This window comes from Streptomyces sp. NPDC088097 (assembly GCF_044741845.1).
In the GTDB taxonomy this organism is placed as follows: Bacteria; Actinomycetota; Actinomycetes; order Streptomycetales; family Streptomycetaceae; genus Streptomyces.
In genome coordinates, this window is the sequence record NZ_JBIUTJ010000010.1 from 106,611 (window position 1) to 122,645 (window position 16,035).

14 protein-coding genes and 1 tRNA gene are annotated in these 16,035 nt (G+C 73.9%); 9 read left to right on the forward strand and 6 right to left on the reverse strand.

The window, feature by feature from the left end; genetic code table 11:
* The first annotated feature begins 245 nt into the window (after positions 1-245).
* Entirely contained in the window at positions 246-1,937 is a 1,692-nt protein-coding gene (locus ACIOD1_RS25170; protein ID WP_401904746.1) for an MFS transporter, read from the forward strand.
* A gap of 108 nt (positions 1,938-2,045) precedes the next feature.
* Positions 2,046-2,933, forward strand: coding sequence for a hypothetical protein (locus ACIOD1_RS25175; RefSeq protein WP_401904748.1), 888 nt, complete (start codon positions 2,046-2,048; stop codon positions 2,931-2,933).
* 21 nt (positions 2,934-2,954) lie between these two features.
* Here ACIOD1_RS25175 and ACIOD1_RS25180 read toward each other — a convergent pair whose 3' ends face one another.
* Together ACIOD1_RS25180 and ACIOD1_RS25185 are read right to left on the reverse strand one after the other, a co-directional pair.
* On the reverse strand, positions 2,955-3,692 hold the full coding sequence (locus ACIOD1_RS25180) for a DUF6193 family natural product biosynthesis protein (protein WP_365620972.1): 738 nt from the start codon (positions 3,690-3,692) through the stop codon (positions 2,955-2,957).
* A complete protein-coding gene (locus ACIOD1_RS25185; protein WP_365621272.1) occupies positions 3,689-4,243 on the reverse strand; it encodes an ABATE domain-containing protein in 555 nt (184 codons plus the stop codon). Before ACIOD1_RS25185 ends, ACIOD1_RS25180 begins: the two co-directional genes overlap by 4 nt.
* A gap of 88 nt (positions 4,244-4,331) precedes the next feature.
* Here ACIOD1_RS25185 and ACIOD1_RS25190 point away from each other — a divergent pair, with 88 nt between their 5' ends.
* Complete coding sequence (locus ACIOD1_RS25190) at positions 4,332-5,189, forward strand: alpha/beta hydrolase (protein WP_365620975.1); 858 nt, start codon at positions 4,332-4,334, stop codon at positions 5,187-5,189.
* Between the two features lie 88 nt (positions 5,190-5,277).
* Here ACIOD1_RS25190 and ACIOD1_RS25195 read toward each other — a convergent pair whose 3' ends face one another.
* The 3 genes from ACIOD1_RS25195 to ACIOD1_RS25205 form a co-directional block, all read right to left on the reverse strand.
* On the reverse strand, positions 5,278-6,156 hold the full coding sequence (locus ACIOD1_RS25195) for a DivIVA domain-containing protein (protein WP_401904750.1): 879 nt from the start codon (positions 6,154-6,156) through the stop codon (positions 5,278-5,280).
* A 136-nt stretch (positions 6,157-6,292) separates the two neighbouring features.
* Positions 6,293-8,740, reverse strand: a complete 2,448-nt coding sequence (locus tag ACIOD1_RS25200) for an SUKH-4 family immunity protein (protein ID WP_401904752.1) — start codon at positions 8,738-8,740, stop codon at positions 6,293-6,295.
* A gap of 7 nt (positions 8,741-8,747) precedes the next feature.
* A complete protein-coding gene (locus tag ACIOD1_RS25205; protein WP_365620984.1) occupies positions 8,748-9,743 on the reverse strand; it encodes an SMI1/KNR4 family protein in 996 nt (331 codons plus the stop codon).
* 230 nt (positions 9,744-9,973) lie between these two features.
* Between ACIOD1_RS25205 and ACIOD1_RS25210 the strand changes: the two genes are divergently transcribed.
* Both ACIOD1_RS25210 and ACIOD1_RS25215 read left to right on the forward strand, forming a co-directional pair.
* Positions 9,974-10,513: a YwqJ-related putative deaminase gene (locus ACIOD1_RS25210; RefSeq protein WP_365620987.1), complete on the forward strand. Its 540-nt coding sequence runs from the start codon at positions 9,974-9,976 to the stop codon at positions 10,511-10,513.
* A 4-nt stretch (positions 10,514-10,517) separates the two neighbouring features.
* Positions 10,518-11,042, forward strand: coding sequence for an SUKH-3 domain-containing protein (locus tag ACIOD1_RS25215; RefSeq protein WP_401904754.1), 525 nt, complete (start codon positions 10,518-10,520; stop codon positions 11,040-11,042).
* Between the two features lie 54 nt (positions 11,043-11,096).
* Here the strand turns inward: ACIOD1_RS25215 and ACIOD1_RS25220 are convergent, their stop codons facing one another.
* Positions 11,097-12,362, reverse strand: a complete 1,266-nt coding sequence (locus ACIOD1_RS25220; RefSeq protein WP_365620993.1) for a histidine kinase — start codon at positions 12,360-12,362, stop codon at positions 11,097-11,099.
* A gap of 132 nt (positions 12,363-12,494) precedes the next feature.
* Between ACIOD1_RS25220 and ACIOD1_RS25225 the strand changes: the two genes are divergently transcribed.
* From ACIOD1_RS25225 to ACIOD1_RS25240, 4 genes are all read left to right on the forward strand, one after another.
* Positions 12,495-12,566 (forward strand) — tRNA-Gln (locus ACIOD1_RS25225).
* Between the two features lie 110 nt (positions 12,567-12,676).
* The gene (gene glmU, locus ACIOD1_RS25230; RefSeq protein ID WP_365620995.1) at positions 12,677-14,125 is read left to right on the forward strand and encodes a bifunctional UDP-N-acetylglucosamine diphosphorylase/glucosamine-1-phosphate N-acetyltransferase GlmU; all 1,449 of its coding nucleotides are present in this window, start codon (positions 12,677-12,679) and stop codon (positions 14,123-14,125) included.
* A 134-nt stretch (positions 14,126-14,259) separates the two neighbouring features.
* Entirely contained in the window at positions 14,260-15,237 is a 978-nt protein-coding gene (locus ACIOD1_RS25235) for a ribose-phosphate diphosphokinase (RefSeq protein ID WP_112451977.1), read from the forward strand.
* A 198-nt stretch (positions 15,238-15,435) separates the two neighbouring features.
* A complete protein-coding gene (locus ACIOD1_RS25240) occupies positions 15,436-16,017 on the forward strand; it encodes a 50S ribosomal protein L25/general stress protein Ctc (RefSeq protein WP_365620998.1) in 582 nt (193 codons plus the stop codon).
* The last annotated feature ends 18 nt before the right edge of the window (positions 16,018-16,035 follow it).

Genomic DNA, 16,035 nt, shown 5'->3' on the forward strand with positions numbered 1-16,035 from the left:
TCGCCGTCATGAAGTCTGTTGGGCGGGGCCGCCCGGCGCGCTGGTGCGCGTCGCCGTATCGGCCGGGGGGTTAACCCCACCCCCACGACCCCGTTCATATGAATCAGTTAAGAACGCCGCGGGACCTTCGGCCTCCTCCGGCGGGACGAAAGACCCCTGGTCCGTTGTGCGGAGCCTCCCCTAGGGGTTGTCCACCCTTCGAACCATCCGGGGTCGGGGATACCGCCGGACACACCCCCGGTGAGATGGTGATTCTCCGAGCGGAGGGGGCAGGGGTGGAGGCAGCCGAGAACAGAGCGGGAACGGGGGCCGCGGCGACGGGAGCGCCGGCGGGCGGGAAGGCGGGCGCCGAGGGCGGCGGACAGGCGGGGGCCGAGGGCGGCGGACAGGCGGGCACCGGGGCGAGCGCGACGGCCGGCACCGGGGCGAGCGCGACGGCCGCCGCGCCGCGCGTGCAGCCGCCGACACGGGTGGTGGCCGCGCTGATGGTGAGCATGGCGCTGGTGGCCCTGGACAGCACGATCGTCTCCACCGCGATCCCCCAGGTCGTCGGGGACCTCGGCGGATTCTCGTACTTCACCTGGCTCTTCTCCGGCTACCTGCTGGCCGTCACCGTCACCCTCCCCGTGTACGGGAAGCTGAGCGACACCTTCGGCCGCAAGCCCGTCCTCCTCTTCGGGATCGCGCTCTTCCTCGTCGGCTCCGTCCTGTGCGCCTGCGCCTGGAACATGGCCGCGCTCATCGCCTTCCGGGTCGTGCAGGGGCTGGGCGGCGGCGCCCTCCAGAGCACCGTGCAGACCCTGGCCGCCGACCTCTACCCGCTGCGGGAACGCCCCCGCATCCAGGCCCGGATGACCACCGTCTGGGCCGGCTCCTCCCTGCTCGGCCCCGCGCTCGGCGGCCTGTTGGCCGCGTACGCGGGCTGGCGGTGGACCTTCCTGATCAACGTCCCGCTCGCCGGTCTCGCCCTGTGGTTGATCGCCCGCCACCTCGTGGAACCCGTACGCTCGCCCGCCCGCCGCAGCCGGATCGACTGGGCGGGGGCGCTCGGCGTCTTCGCCTGCGGCGGGGTGCTGCTCTTCGCGCTGGTGCAGGGCGGAGTGGCCTGGCCCTGGCTGTCGGCGCCCTCGCTGGGGCTGTTGGGGGCGAGCGCGGCGCTGGCCGTGGTGGTGGTCGGGGTGGAGCGCCGGGCCGAGGATCCGATCCTGCCCGGCTGGGTGTGGCGCCGGCGCACCATCGCCGCCGTGAACCTGGCGCTGGGGGCGCTGGGCGTGGTGATCGTCGCCCCGGCGGTGTTCATGCCGACCTACGCGCAGTCCGTGCTCGGTCTGGGTCCGGTCGGGGCGGGCTTCCTGACGGCCCTGATGACGCTCAGTTGGCCGGTGTCGGCGGCCCTGTGCCAGCACGTCTACCGGCGCATCGGCTTCCGGGACAGCGCCGTCCTCGGCATGGGTCTGGCCACGGTGATCATGTTCTCCTTCACCCTGCTCCCGCACCCCGCCCGGCCGTGGCAACCGGCCCTGGTGATGCTGCTGCTGGGCGCCGCGCTCGGGCTGTTCCAACTCCCGCTGATCATCGGGGTGCAGTCGACGGTGGGCTGGGCCGAGCGGGGCACCACCACGGCCTCGGTGCTGTTCTGCCGCACCGTCGGACAGAGCGTGGGGGCCGCGCTGTTGGGGGCGGTGGCCAACGCGACCGTCTCCGCCCGCCTCGCGGCAGCCCCGATGCCGGGACTGCCGGACCGGCTGGACGACGTGTCGCGGGCGCTGGCGCAGCCGGGCAGCCTCGGCGCCGCCGCCTCGACGCACCTGCGGACCGCGGTGGCGGCCGCGGTGGACAACATCTTCCTGTGCGCGACGGTCGCGGGGGTGGCGGCGCTCCTGGCCCTGCTGTTGGTGGCCCCGCGCACGTTCCCGGTCCTCCAGGAGAACGACTAGGCCGCCTCGGCTCCTTCCGGATCCCGTCGTCTCCGGTCGCGTCGGCTTGTCATGTGCAGGGCCGATGGGTGACCCTCGTGCCGACGACCGCACCCGGGGGGACGACGCATGGTTTCCGCACTCTTCGCTCTGGCCTTACTGGCCGCCCTGACCGCACCCGTGGTCCTGCGCCTGCGCCGCGGGTCCGGCCTGGTGACCGGCCGCGACGGACGGCTCTCCACCTCCACCAGCCTCGCCCTGGCCTGGACCGTGATCCTGGTCTGGCTGCTGCTCGTGATCCTCGCCTACGGGCTGACCGCGGGCGGCGGAACCGCCTACTTCCAGGGCGCCGACGGGCCCCTGTCCTCGCTGAACGACGTGTACCTGCCGCTGCTCGGGGGTCCGTACCTGGCCATGATCGGCGCGAAGACGGTGGTCGGGACGCGCGTGGAGAACGGCAGCATGGCCAAACCCGCGCCGAAGCCCACCCCCGGTGGCCGCCGCCCGTTGCGCGAGCTGATCTCCAACGACAGCGGCCGCACCGACCTCGTCGACCTCCAGTACGTGGCCCTCGGCGTCGTCACCATGCTCTACGTGGTGCTGTTCTTCCTCACCGACGTGCGCGCCGGACTGCCCCGGCTGCCCGCCGAGATGTGGGCGCTGACGGGCGCGCCGGCGGGGGCGTACCTGGTGAACAAGCTGGCCACCCGCGCCAACCCCGTCGTCACCGACGTCGGCGTCCGCGACGGGGTGCTGACCGTCGAGGGCGGCGGGTTCACCGAGCCCCGCCTCACCGTGGACGACGTCCCGCTCCCGGTCACCGCGGACCCGCTCACCGGCGCCCTGACGGCCCCGCTCCCGCCCGCGATCAGGCCACCGTTCACGGTGGTGGTCACCTCGCGCGGCCTGCGCGGCGACCCGTACCGCTACGAGCCCCAGCAGGAACCGCAGCAGGAGCCCCAGCCGGAACCACAGGCACAGCCACAGCCGGAGCGCGCCGCCGCACAGGGCGGTTGAGGGACCGGCCGGCCGGCCGGGTCAGCCGTCCCGGTCGGCGCTTCCGGCGACGGCCGGCCCGAGGCCGGACGGGAGTTGGGACACGGCCAGGGCGACGGCCTCCGCGACGGTGTCGGCCTCGCCGACCGCGCTCGACTGGGACATGCCCCGCTGCACCGCGTACCGGCCGCCCTTCAACGGCCACACGGCGGCCTTCACCGCGTACGGGTAGCCGGTACAGGCGCTGAAGCAGAGCATCCAGTGGCTGGCGAAGGGGTACAGCCGCCGCAGTTCGGGGCTGGCGTGCGCGGCCTCCAACAGGGGGCGGAAGCCCGGGTAGGACCACTCGGTCGCGACCTCCTCCAACATCCGGCGCCACCGCACGTCGACCGCGTCGGCCGGCCCGCGTTCGTGCGCCTCGGCCAGCTCGTCGAAGCGGAGGAACGGCAGTTGCTCGCGCATCTCCCGCAGGCTGGCGCCCCTCCCCCAGGCCACGCCCGCCGCGATGACCTCGCGCAGGTCCGTGGTCCCTCCCGTGACGAGTTGGACCCCCTCGCTGCGGCCGGAGACGTCGAACCAGCGGCTCTCCTCGCCGACGACGAACTCCACGAAGAGCGGCTCCCGGCCCGGGACGGAGGCGGCTATGCCCGCGGCGTTCGCCGCCCCCCACCGGTCGGGGACGAGCCTGAGGGCGACGCCGAGTTCGCCGGCCAGCCGCTCGACGGCGGCGGGCAGGTCGTCCCCGGGCTCCGGGGCGGGGTACGGGGTCGGGGAACTCATGCGCCGGCCTCCTTGTGTCGGGCGTAGTAGCGGGCCACCCGGGCCCGGTTGCCGCAGACGGCCGCCACGCACCAGCGGCGGCGCGGGTGGGCCGGCAGGAACAGCAGGACGCAGCCCTCCCCCTCGCACTCCCTGACCTGCCCGACCCGGGGGTCCGTGAGCAGGTCGGCCACCGCCTCGGCCAGCTCGGCCGCCAACCGCCGGGCCGGGTCGCCGCTGCGGTGGGCCACCGCCGCCAGGGCGCCGCCCGGCTCCGCCCAGGCCACCTCGCGGTGGGCGGGGGCGGCGGCCAGCATCGCGTTCAGCACGCGCAACGGCGCCGCCGGGGGCCGCTCGCCGCAGCGGGCGGCGGCCAACAGGGGCCCCGCGGCCTCCCGTACGGCGCACGCTGCGGCCAGCTCCGCGGGCCCCACCTCCGTGACCGGCCCCAGCCGTCCGGTCTCCTCGGTCAGCCAGGCCGCGAGGTCGGCGGGGTCGGCGAGGAGGTCGCCGAGGGCGGATCGGGTGTTGAGGAGGTCCAGGGCGAGGGGCTCACCGGTGAGCGGAAACATCGTCACGGAACTAATGCTACCCAACACCCTTGACCCGTTAGGTGATCTTCGGCCAGACTAATGCCACAACACCTCAAGGAGGCATGTGATGACCGTGATCGCGCACCGCACCGTCACCGTGGACGGCGTGCACGTCGCCTACCGCGAGAGCGGCCCCGCCGACGCCCCGACCCTGCTGCTCCTGCACGGGTTCCCCACCTCCTCCCACCAGTTCACCCGCCTGATGGACGCCCTCGGCGACACCCCGTACCGACTCGTCGCCCCCGACTACCCGGGCTTCGGCCGGACCGAGGCGCCCGAGGACTTCACCTACACCTTCGACCGCCTCGCGGACGTCCTGGAGGGCTTCACGGACGCCCTCGGCCTGGAGCGCTACGCCCTCTACGTCTTCGACTTCGGCGCCCCCGTCGGGCTGCGGCTGGCCGAGCGCCGGCCGGAGCGGGTGAGCGGGCTGATCGTCCAGAACGGCAACGCGTACGAGGAGGGCCTCTCGGACGCCGCCCGGGGCTTCACCGAACTGCGGCGCGAGGTGCCGGGCGACGAGGACGCGGTGCGCGGGCTGTTCGGCCCCGAGGGCGTCCGTTTCCAGTACGAGACCGGGGTCGCGGACACCTCCCTGGTCTCCCCCGACGGCCAGGCGCTCGACCTCCACCACCTCGCCCTGCCGGGCCGCGCCGACGCGCAGGTCGACCTGGCCTTCGACTACGCCTCCAACCTGACGCGGTACCCCGCCTGGCAGGCCTGGCTGCGCGCCGCGCGGCCGCCGCTGCTGGTCGTCTGGGGCGCGGGGGACCCCCTCTTCGTCCCGGCGGGCGCCAAGGCGTACCTCCGCGACGTCCCGGACGCCGAGGTCCACCTCCTCGACGGCGCGGGCCACTTCGCCCTGGAGACCCACCTCTCGGAGATCGCCCCCCTGATCTCCACCTTCCTCAGCCGCCTCCCCTGACGCACCCCGGGCCGGGCCGTCGCGGTGGCGGTGCGGCCCCCTCGCGGTGGCGCGGTGCGGCCCTGAGGGACGGGCCGGGCCGCCCGCGCTACGCCGAGGCCCTGCCCGTCAGCGCCGCCAGGCTGGAGCGGACGTGGTCCATGTGGGCCCGCATCTCCTCCTGCGCCTCGGTGTGCTCCCGCAGGATCCGGTCCGTCTCACGGCCGGTCCGCTCCTCGCGGGCCCTGGCCTCCGCGATCAGCTCCGCCGCCCGCGCCTCCGCGTCCTCCTGGCCGTGGCGCGCCGCCTCCCGCGTCTCCGCGAAGCCCCTCCGGGCCTCCTCCAGCCGCGCCTGCGCGTACCGCTCCAGCTCCGCGGCCCGCGTCTCCCGCTCGGCCTCCCGCTCCGCCTCGGCCCGCGTCTCCGCGTCCCGCCGCTCCGCCTGCTCCCGCGCCTGCTCGGCCAGCAGGGCCTCCGCCCGGCGGTCCGTCTCGACCAGATCGGCCTGCGCCTGCGCCCGCCAGGCCTCCGCGTCCTCGCGGGCCTCCGCCCGCGTGCCGTCCGCCTCGCTCCGCGCCCGCGTCAGCCCCTGCCGCGCCCGGACCTCGGCCTGCTCCCGCACCGCCTCCGCGTCGTGCCGGGCCAGCTCCGCCACCCGGTCCGCGTGGGCCCGCGCCGCGGCGGCCTCGTCGGACGCGTCCGCCCGCGCCTCGCTCCGCAGGATGTCGGACTCCTCGTGCGTCAGCTGCAGGATCCGCCGGGCGCGCTCGCTCAGTTCGTCGTACGTCTGGGGGGACAGGCCGGCGACGACCTCCCGGAGCCGTTCGGCCTCCGCCTCCATCCGCCGGGCCAGGACGGTCAGCCGCGCCACCCGTTCCCACTCCTCGTCCCGGCTGCCGGACAGCCGGGCCAGGTACCGGTCGACCTCTTCCGTGCGGTAGCCGCGACCGCGGACGGTCGAGAACCCCTGAGGTCCGTGAGGTGACATGGGTGCACTCATCCTGGAAGCGCCTCTCTCGCGGGGATTCCTGTCAAGGATGCGTCATTTGCTCCCGGAAGCCCGAATGGCCGGGCCGGGGCCCCTCTCGGGGGGCCCCGGCCCGGCCAACGATCCGATCATCGGATCAGAGGAGCCCGTCCCACATCTGCTCCAGCAGCACCGACCACCAGCTCTCCGGGGAGGCCAGCGCGGCGCTGTCCAGGCCCGCCAGGTTCGCCTGGAAATCGACCGTCCAGCGGCCCGCCTGCTCCGGCGTCAGGTGCTGGCGCAGCCGCCACATGTGACCCAGCATCGCCAGGGACCGCGCGAACTGCGGCAGGCTCGAATTCACGAACTGCGGCGGTACGGGCGCTCCGCCCGGACCGGCCTCCACCGGCACCGCCACGATGTGCGCGGTCCCGTACTGGACGCAGAGCGCCTTGCCGAAGTCACTGCCGATCACGAGGTACGAGCCCGCGTCCGACGCCGGCAGCACCTGCCGCTGCGCCGCCAGCTCGGCCAGCGTCGGCACCGGCTGTCCCGGCACCGCCTGCGCCCAGAAGAACGGCCCGAAATCGACCGGCAGGCCCGCCCACATCAGGGTCTGCGCCACGATCTCCGGCACGCCCTGACGGGACACGGCCCGCTGGTCGAAGCGGAACACGCCCTGCGGCCCGAACGCCCCGGCCAGCTCCTGCCCGATGGCGTCCATCGGGATCGCCGGCTGGAGCGGGACCTGCGCGGGCGGGATCCGCAGCGGCGCGGGGCGCGCCGGACCGTCCGCCACCTGGTGCAGCTCACCCTGATGGGTGAGGAGGTGCCGCATGCCCTGCTGACGGCCCGCGTGGTCGGTCCCGTACGGGGCCACGCTGGTGATCCGCACCTGCGGCCAGGTCTCCCGGATCATCCGGGCGCAGTAGCCGCCCGGCAGCTCGCAGGAGGCCAGCTCCGTGTGGAGTTCCAACACCTGTTGCGGCGGCACGTTCATGGCGCGCAGCTCGTACAGGATCTGCCACTCCGGGTGCGGGGTGCCGGGCGCCGAGCGGCGGATGATCTGCTGCTCGGAGCCGTCGGGCGCGCGGTAGCGCAGTACGGCCTGGTAGCCGGGTCCGACGGTGGGCAGCCCGGACGGCGCCGGAGTCCGCGCGGGACCGGGCGGCGGACCCGTCGGGCCGGGGGGCGGTCCGGGAGGGGCCACCGCGCCGGGACCGGCCAGCATCGTCGCCGCGTGCTGCGGCGCACCGCCGCCGGGAGCACCGGGAGCACCCGGAGCGCCGGGCGGACCGGGGGGCTGGACGACGGCGGGACCGGCCAACATCGTGGCGGCGTGGTCGAGCCCGCCCCCCGGAGCGCCGGGCGCACCCGGGCCACCGTGGGAGCCGGGAGCACCCGGAGCGCCGGGCGGACCGGGAGGAGCGGGCGTGCCGGGAGCGCCCGGCGGCTGTACGACGGCCGGACCGGCCAACATCGTGGCGGCGTGGTCGAGCCCGCTGCCCGAGGACCGGTGCGCACCCGGGCCACCGTGGGAGCCGGGAGCGCCCGGCGGACCGGGCGGCGCGGGCGGGGTGCCGGGAGGGGCGGGCACGCCACCGGGACCGGCCAGCATCGTCGCCGCGTGCTGCGGCGCACCGCCGCCGGGAGCACCCGGAGCGCCGGGCGGACCGGGCGGGGTCGGGGCGCCGGGCCCACCGGACGAGCCGCCCGGCCGGGACACGTAGGCCCGGCTGGTCGGCGCGTCGGCGATGTCGGCCGCGCCCTGCGCGACCGGGGCGGGGGCCGGAGCCCCGGCCGCGGGACCGGCCTGACCCGCGGGACCGGCCTGACCCCCCTGGCTGTCGGGAGCGTTGAGCGCCGGAGCGATCGTGGTCCGCGGCAACCGGCTGCCGCCCGGCATCAGCGTGGTCCGGGCCTCCGGGGCCACCCCGGAGCCGGAGCCCGGGGCCTCGTCCAGGTCGTAGCCGGACAGCGGCGGCGCGAACACGGTCGCGGGCAGCGGTACGGACCCCTGGTCCGCACCGGAGTTCACATCGGTACCGGCCCACGGCGTGTTCCCGGAGGGGACCCCGTCGTTCGCGGTGGGCTCGTAGGGCACCTCTCCCCCGCGCCGCAACGGCACCGGACCGGGCGCCCCCACCGGAGCCGGCGGAGCCACGGGCGCCTCGACCGGGGAGGCCGGGGCGGCCGGCGCGGGCGCGGGAGCCGGGTTCGCCGGCGGGATCCCCGCGCGGTCCGCCGCCTCCTGGAGCCACTCGGGCGGGCTCAGCATGAAGGAGGTCTGCTCCGCGTCGATGCGCGGCGGCGGAACCGATGCCTCCGAGGCGGCGGCCGCGGCCGCGGCCCCGTACTCCTCCTCGTAGCGCCGGATGACCTCGCCCACCGGCAGGCCGGGCCACAGGGTCACCTCGCCGCTGTCCCGGGCGATCACCAGCCGCTGCCGGCCACCGCCGGACACCGGTCCGGCCGGCCGGTCCTCGGCCCACACGACGAACCCGAGGCCGAACTCCCGTACCCGCACCTCACGGTGCTGGTAGCCGGGCACGTCCCCGTTGATCCACTCCTCGGCGCGCTCCTGCGCCTGCGCGAAGGTCACCACCGCGCGATCACCCCTCACCCGACGTGGAAGGCGACACCGGAACCGCGCGCGCGAATCCGCCGTCCACCATCAGACCGGCCACCGTCTCCAGCTCCGGCGGATTGCCCGCCAAACCCTCCAGGAAGGCGTCGAAATCGGCACCGCACGGAAGCAACAGCCGCTCCACGCGCTCCTGGACCGACCAGCCGTCCCGGTCGCGGCCGTCGTCGTACGGGGAGAACCAGACGGATCCGGCCCCCTCGCCGCGCACCTTCACCGCGAGCAACCCGCCCTGGACGAAGGCCACGCACAGGTAGTCCTTCGTGAGGTGGTCCCGCAGGCACTTGTTCGCGTAGACGAGGTCGTTGACCGCCGCCTCCTCGCGCACCGTGAAGAAGGGCTGGTCGACGAGCATGCCCAGCTCCACGAACAGGCCCGCGCCCACCGGCGCGCAACCGCCCGCCGCCTTCAAGAAGGATCGGTACGCCTCGGGCAGCCGGTAGCCGAGGTCCTCCTCGACCCCCTGCACCTGCTCCTCCGACACCGAGACCACCGTCTTGGGCAGCCCCATGTGCACCGGGCGCAGCTCCTGCAACGCCCGTGTGCCGCGCTTGTCGTGGTCCACCGGGGCCGTCACCAGGCCCGCGTGGTGTCGCAGCAGCGCCTTCACCTCGACCGGGACCAGCTCCATCCGGCGCGAGCCGGACACGTGGTGCCAGGTCCATCCGTGCGGGGTCGCCACCGGTCCGACGGTGTCCCACAGCGCGTGGCCGGAGGCCTTCATCGCCGCGTTCGCGGACACGCAGTCCGTCAGTCGCAGTTCGTCCACGCCGAAGCCCTCCGGGGGCTCGGCGATCTCCACCGCCGCGCGCGCGTAGGGGGCGAAGTCGGGATGCCCTTCCGCGTCCATGCGGACTCCGCGGGGATGCCGAGCGGCCCGGACGGGGTCCGGGAAGTGCACGACCTGCCCCGAGTAAGCGGCGTTGGGTGGCGCGGCGTGCTGCCCGAGCCGACCTGTCGTCATGGCGGTAGCCCCCTGCTGGATCCGGCTGGTTCACCACAGCCTATGTGTTCCGGCAAGACCCTCACCCGTCCGCCGGCCACGGTGGCGCGCACCGGGCGGGAACATCCGAATTGATACGAATATTCGACCCCGCTTCCACACCACAGGGGACATTTGACAGGCTGTCCCCCCGGCACGGGGGCCCGCGTCACCACGGCCACCACCGCCGCCACGGGAGGGAAGAAGCGACCATGCAGACCGCGACCACGCACCACACGGCAGATCGCGCCGACGCGGCCGAGGCCGGAGCCGTCGGCGACCCCCGACTGCGCTGGGGTAGCGCCGACGGGCCCACCGCGGCGCCCGTGCTCAAGTTCCGCCGCGACGGCATCCTGCCCACCGTCGCCGCCGCCCTGTCCGTGCGCGGGGAGACCCTCACCGGAACGGCCGGCAAGGGCGACCAGCCGCCCGCCCTCCACCCCCTCGTCCAGGACTTCCTCGACACCCTCACCAGCGGCCAGCGGGAACGCTTCACCGGCCGATGTCCGGAGGCCATCCTGCTCTCCCGCCACCTCGCCGCCGTCGAGGGCGCCCGCAGCCGTCGCGCCTCCCGCAAGCCCCTCACCGCGAGCGAGGCCCGTCGCTCCCTGAAGCAGTCCCGCATCACCGCGCGCCGCATCCGCGAGGACGGCGACCCGCTCCACGGCAGCTACGCGCCCCCGTGCCGTTCCTGCGACGCCCTCCTCAACCACTTCGGCGTACGTCCCGTCGACCTCACCCACCCCGAGTAGTCACATGACCGCCACCGCACCCTCCTCCTCTTCCTCCTACGGCCGTTCCTCGGCGACCCGCTTCCCCGCCGCCGTGGACGCCGCCCTGCGCACCGCCGGGTGGGAGCCGGGCCGCTGGGACATCAAGCAGGCCGAGTACTGGGCCGACGCCCTGCGCGACCACACCACCCCGGCCGGCCACCGGCACACCGTCTTCCCGGCCGCCGTCGAGGCCTGGGCCGAGTTCGGCGGGCTGACGGTGAGCGCCCCCGGGCCGGGACGCCAGATAGCACCGACGCCGGTCCGCCTGGACCCGCTGACCGGCCTCCACCTGGCCCGTACCTTCGCCGACCTCGGCCGGGCCCTGTCCACGGAGCTCAGCCCGCTGGGCACGGACTCCGACGGCGGTTCCCATCTGGCCATCGACCGCGAGGGCCGGGTCTACGGGATCGACCACACCGGCGACTGGTACCTGGGGGCGAGCCTCGACGAGGCCTTCACCCTCCTGCTGACGGGCCTCCAGCCGGCCCGCCTCACCACGGAGTCCTGACGCGGCGCCCCAGCCCGCGACACCCCGACCCGCGGCGCCCCAGCCCGCGACACCTCAGCCCGCGACGCCGGGCAGCACCGCCGACACCCTGAAGCCGCCCGCGTCCGTCGGCCCCGAGACGAACACCCCGCCGAGCCCGAGCACCCGCTCGCGCATCCCGACGAGCCCGTTGCCGCCGCTCGGCAGCTCGGGCCGGCCCGCGTCCGCCGCGCAGGGCCCGTTCTCCACCTGCATCGCCACCTCCCCGTCCCGGTGGGCGAGGCGTACGACGACCCGGGCGCCGGGGGCGTGCTTGTGGCAGTTGGTGAGCGCCTCCTGCACCACCCGGTAGGCCGTCTGCTCCACTTCCCCGGGATACGCCCCCGCGTCCCCCTGCACCACCATCTCCACGCTCATCCCGGCCGCCCGGGACTGCCCCACCAGGTGCTCCAGCTCGGCCAGCGAGGGCCCGTCCTCGGTCCCGCCCACCGGAACCACCACCGCCGGGGGCACGCTCCGGGGGCGCGGCGCCGCAGGCCCGGACCGCAACACGCCGAGCATCTCCCGCAGCTCGGTCAGCGCCTGCCGGCCCATGTCGCCGACCAGCGCCGCGTTCCGGGCGGCCTTGGCGGGGTCCTTCAGCGCCACCGCCTGGAGGGCCGCCGCGTGCACCACCATCAGCGACACCCGGTGCGCCACCACGTCGTGCATCTCGCGGGCGATCCGCGTCCGTTCCTCCGTACGGGCCCACTCGGCGCGCTCCTCGGCCCGGTCGGCGAGCAGCGACAGTTCTCTTTCGAGGGAGTCCGCGCGCTCCTGGAGGCTCTCCATCAGCCGGCGCCGCGCGCCGAGGTAGAGGCCGAGGAGGACGGGCGGCACGGTCAGGGCCACGGCCATGAAGCCGGACAGCACGACGACGAGCGTGGTGTCGGCGTCCACGTCCCCGCGGGTGCGCAGGTACGTCACCACGAAGGTCCCGGCGAGGGACATGGCGGTCAGGGTCGCGACCACCCGGCGGGGCGCCTCCCAGGCGGCCAGCGTGTAGAGCCCGACCACCCCGAGCAGGAAGCCCATCATCGCCGGCGCGACGGCGATGCCGACGAGGACCACCGCGACCGGCCACCGGCGGCGCAGGACGAGCGTGGCCCCCACCACGAGTCCGAACAACACCCCGAGGGGGACCGGGATCCCCGCCTCGTGGGCGAAGGGCACCCCTTCCAGCGCGCACTCGACGGCGGACACCGCGCCGAGTCCCACGTCCAACGCGGCGGCCCTCGGCCGCCCCCACCACCACGGTCCGTCCCGTCCGACCCCGCCCCGCTCTTCCCCCGTACTGGTCATGCCGTCCAGCCTACGCAGGGGCCCCGGAACACCCGGGGGGTTTACCGTCGCGTCCGGGGCCGGTGGTGCGGCATAGTAGGGGCGTCCGGTTGAGCGGCAGGGCAAGGATGTCCGATTCAACCTGGATTGCCATCCCCTGTGGTGTAATTGGCAGCACTGAGGCTTTTGGTGCCTTAAGTCCGGGTTCGAGTCCTGGCGGGGGAGCTTCACTTGTTCGGGTCCTGACTTCCTCGGTCGGGACCCGGCTTCGTTTTCGGTGGGCAACCCCCCGGTATCCTTCGTGCGTCCACCACCCGAAGCCGAAGGGCACACCCGTGAGCGCAACCCGCCCGGCAGCCGTCGTCGTACTCGCAGCGGGTGAAGGCACCCGCATGAAGTCGGCCACTCCCAAGGTTCTGCACGAGATCTCCGGGCGTTCGCTCGTCGGTCACGTGGTCGCCGCCTCCCGCGAACTGGACCCGACCCACCTCGTGGTCGTCGTGGGCCACGCCCGCGAGCAGGTCACCGCGCACCTCGCCGAGGCCGACGCCGGCGTCCGCACCGCCGTCCAGTACGAGCAGAACGGCACCGGGCACGCCGTCCGCATGGCCCTCGAAGAGCTCGGCGGCGAGATCACCGGCACCGTGGTCGTCGTCTGCGGTGACACCCCGCTGCTGACCGGCGAGACCCTCCACGCGCTCGCCGCCGCGCACGAGGCCGACGGCAACGCCGTCACCGTGCTCACCGCCGAGGTGCCGGACTCCACCGGCTACGGCCGCATCGTCCGCGACCCGGCCACCGGCGCCGTGACCGCGATCGTCGAGCACAAGGACGCCACCGACGCGCAGCGCGCGATCCGCGAGATCAACTCCGGGGTGTTCGCCTTCGACGGCGCCCTCCTCACGGACGCCCTCGGCAAGGTCCGCACGGACAACAGCCAGGGCGAGGAGTACCTCACCGACGTGCTCGGCATCCTGCGCGAGGCGGGCCACCGCGTCGGCGCGGCGGTCGGCGCCGACCACCGGCAGATCCTCGGGATCAACAACCGGGTGCAGCTGGCCGAGGCCCGCGCCCTGCTGAACGCGCGCCTGCTGGAGCGGGCGATGCTCGCGGGCGTGACGGTCGTGGACCCGGCGTCCACCTTCGTGGACGTGACGGTGACCTTCGGGCAGGACGCCCTGGTCCACCCGGGCACCCAGCTCTTGGGCTCCACCCACGTCGCCGAGGGCGCCGAGGTCGGCCCCAACACCCGGCTCAAGGACACCCACGTGGGTCCGCGCGCCCGGGTGGACAACACCGTCGCCGACAGCGCCGTGATCGGCGAGCAGGCCACCGTGGGCCCCTTCGCCTACCTCCGTCCGGGCACGAACCTCGGCCTCAAGGCCAAGGCCGGCACGTACGTGGAGATGAAGAACGCGACGATCGGCGAGGGCACCAAGGTCCCCCACCTCTCGTACGTGGGCGACGCGACGATCGGCGAGTACACGAACATCGGCGCGGCCAGCGTCTTCGTGAACTACGACGGGGAACACAAGCACCACACGACCGTCGGCTCACACTGCAAGACGGGCTCGGACAACATGTTTGTGGCTCCCGTCACCATCGGGGACGGTGCCTACACGGCCGCCGGCTCGGTGATCACCAAGGACGTCCCGGCCGGTGCCCTGGCCGTGGCCCGTGGCCAGCAGCGGAATATCGAGGGCTGGGTGGCCCGCAAGCGGCCCGGCAGCGCGGCCGCGACGGCGGCGCAGTCGTCGCCGCAGGAGGACTCCGGCCACCGCTGAGGTGAACTGACCGGAAACAGGTGCGCCCGTGACGGCGTACCGTGATAGGTGAACGCAATTCGGCTGGCTCACCGTGTGCGGGACGGACGCACACGGGGGCGAGCAGCTTTCCACACGTCTGAGGAGACAGTGCTGTGACCGGGATCAAGACGACCGGCGAGAAGAAGCTGATGCTCTTCTCCGGCCGCGCCCACCCCGAGCTGGCCGAGGAGGTCGCACACCAGCTGGGAGTCGGCCTCGTGCCGACCAAGGCTTTCGACTTCGCGAACGGTGAGATCTACGTCCGCTTCCAGGAGTCGGCTCGCGGCGCGGACTGCTTCCTGATCCAGAGCCACACGGCTCCGATCAACAAGTGGATCATGGAGCAGCTGATCATGATCGACGCGCTCAAGCGCGCGTCGGCACGCTCCATCACCGTGATCGTCCCGTCCTACGGCTACGCCCGCCAGGACAAGAAGCACAAGGGCCGCGAGCCGATCTCGGCCCGCCTGGTCGCCGACCTGCTGAAGACCGCGGGTGCCGACCGCATCCTGACGGTCGACCTGCACACGGACCAGATCCAGGGCTTCTTCGACGGCCCGGTGGACCACCTCTCGGCCCTGTCGGTCCTCGCGGACTACGTGGGCGCCAAGGTGGACCGCTCCAAGCTGACGATCGTCTCCCCGGACGCCGGCCGCGTGCGCGTGGCCGACCGCTGGTGCGACCGCCTGGACGCGCCGCTGGCCATCGTGCACAAGCGTCGCGACAAGGACGTCGCCAACCAGGTGACCGTCCACGAGGTCGTCGGTGAGGTCAAGGGTCGCGTCTGCGTCCTGGTCGACGACATGATCGACACCGGTGGCACCATCTGCGCCGCGGCCGACGCGCTCTTCGCGCACGGCGCCGAGGACGTCATCGTGACGGCCACGCACGGCATCCTGTCGGGCCCGGCCGCCGACCGCCTGAAGAACTCCAAGGTCAGCGAGTTCGTCTTCACGAACACCCTGCCGGACCCGTCCGATCTGGAGCTCGACAAGATCACGGTCCTGTCGATCGCCCCGATGATCGCCCGCGCGGTCCGCGAGGTCTTCGAGGACGGCTCGGTCACCAGCCTCTTCGAAGAGCAGCAGTAGGAGCACCGGTCGTGGCGCTCATGGCGCCGTAGATCGTTTTTGGGTACGGCCTCCCCGCCGGGTACACTCCACGAGTTGCTCGGCGAGGGAGGCCGTACCTGTTTTCCGGTACGGATGCTCCGTTATCGACGCGCTCTTCGTAGCAGGCCGTTCCGGCCGGGTGACTCGTCCGTTTCCGTCACCCCACGAGGAGTGAAGATGCCCGAGATCAAGCTTGCCGCCGAGACCCGCACCGACTTCGGCAAGGGCTCTGCCCGCCAGGCCCGTCGTGACGGTCAGACCCCCGCGGTCATCTACGGCCACGGCACCGAGTCCCGCCACGTCAGCGTCAACGCCCACGCCCTGCAGCTGGCGCTCCGCACCGCGAACGTCCTGATCTCCCTGGACTTCGCGGACGGCGGCACCGAGCTGGTCATCCCGAAGGCCGTGCAGAAGCACCCGCTGAAGCGCTCGATCTCCCACGTCGACTTCCTGATCGTCAAGAAGGGCGAGAAGGTCACCATCGACGTCGCGATCGTCACCGAGGGCGAGCTGGCCCCGGGCGGCAACATGCTGGAGACCCTCCAGAACACCGTCTCCGTCGAGGCCGAGGCCACCCACATCCCGACCGAGGTCACCGTCTCGATCGCGGGCCTGGAGGCCGGCGCCACCATCCACGCCAAGGACCTGGTCCTCCCGAAGGGCACCACCCTGGCCGTCGACGGCGACCTGGCCGTCCTGCAGGTCGTGGCCCCGCAGGCCGAGGAGCCGGCTGCCGACGCCGAGGGCACCGAGGCCTGAGCCTCGCCCCACCACAGC

What these genes read in the sequence shown, in the direction of transcription:
- ACIOD1_RS25170 (WP_401904746.1), top strand. Translation starts at nt 246, where the DNA reads ATGGTGATTCTCCGAGCGGAGGGGGCAGGGGTGGAGGCAGCCGAGAAC.
- ACIOD1_RS25175 (WP_401904748.1), top strand. Translation starts at nt 2,046, where the DNA reads ATGGTTTCCGCACTCTTCGCTCTGGCCTTACTGGCCGCCCTGACCGCA.
- ACIOD1_RS25180 (WP_365620972.1), bottom strand. Translation starts at nt 3,692, where the DNA reads ATGAGTTCCCCGACCCCGTACCCCGCCCCGGAGCCCGGGGACGACCTG.
- ACIOD1_RS25185 (WP_365621272.1), bottom strand. Translation starts at nt 4,243, where the DNA reads ATGTTTCCGCTCACCGGTGAGCCCCTCGCCCTGGACCTCCTCAACACC.
- ACIOD1_RS25190 (WP_365620975.1), top strand. Translation starts at nt 4,332, where the DNA reads ATGACCGTGATCGCGCACCGCACCGTCACCGTGGACGGCGTGCACGTC.
- ACIOD1_RS25195 (WP_401904750.1), bottom strand. Translation starts at nt 6,156, where the DNA reads ATGTCACCTCACGGACCTCAGGGGTTCTCGACCGTCCGCGGTCGCGGC.
- ACIOD1_RS25205 (WP_365620984.1), bottom strand. Translation starts at nt 9,743, where the DNA reads ATGACGACAGGTCGGCTCGGGCAGCACGCCGCGCCACCCAACGCCGCT.
- ACIOD1_RS25210 (WP_365620987.1), top strand. Translation starts at nt 9,974, where the DNA reads ATGCAGACCGCGACCACGCACCACACGGCAGATCGCGCCGACGCGGCC.
- ACIOD1_RS25215 (WP_401904754.1), top strand. Translation starts at nt 10,518, where the DNA reads ATGACCGCCACCGCACCCTCCTCCTCTTCCTCCTACGGCCGTTCCTCG.
- ACIOD1_RS25220 (WP_365620993.1), bottom strand. Translation starts at nt 12,362, where the DNA reads ATGACCAGTACGGGGGAAGAGCGGGGCGGGGTCGGACGGGACGGACCG.
- ACIOD1_RS25240 (WP_365620998.1), top strand. Translation starts at nt 15,436, where the DNA reads ATGCCCGAGATCAAGCTTGCCGCCGAGACCCGCACCGACTTCGGCAAG.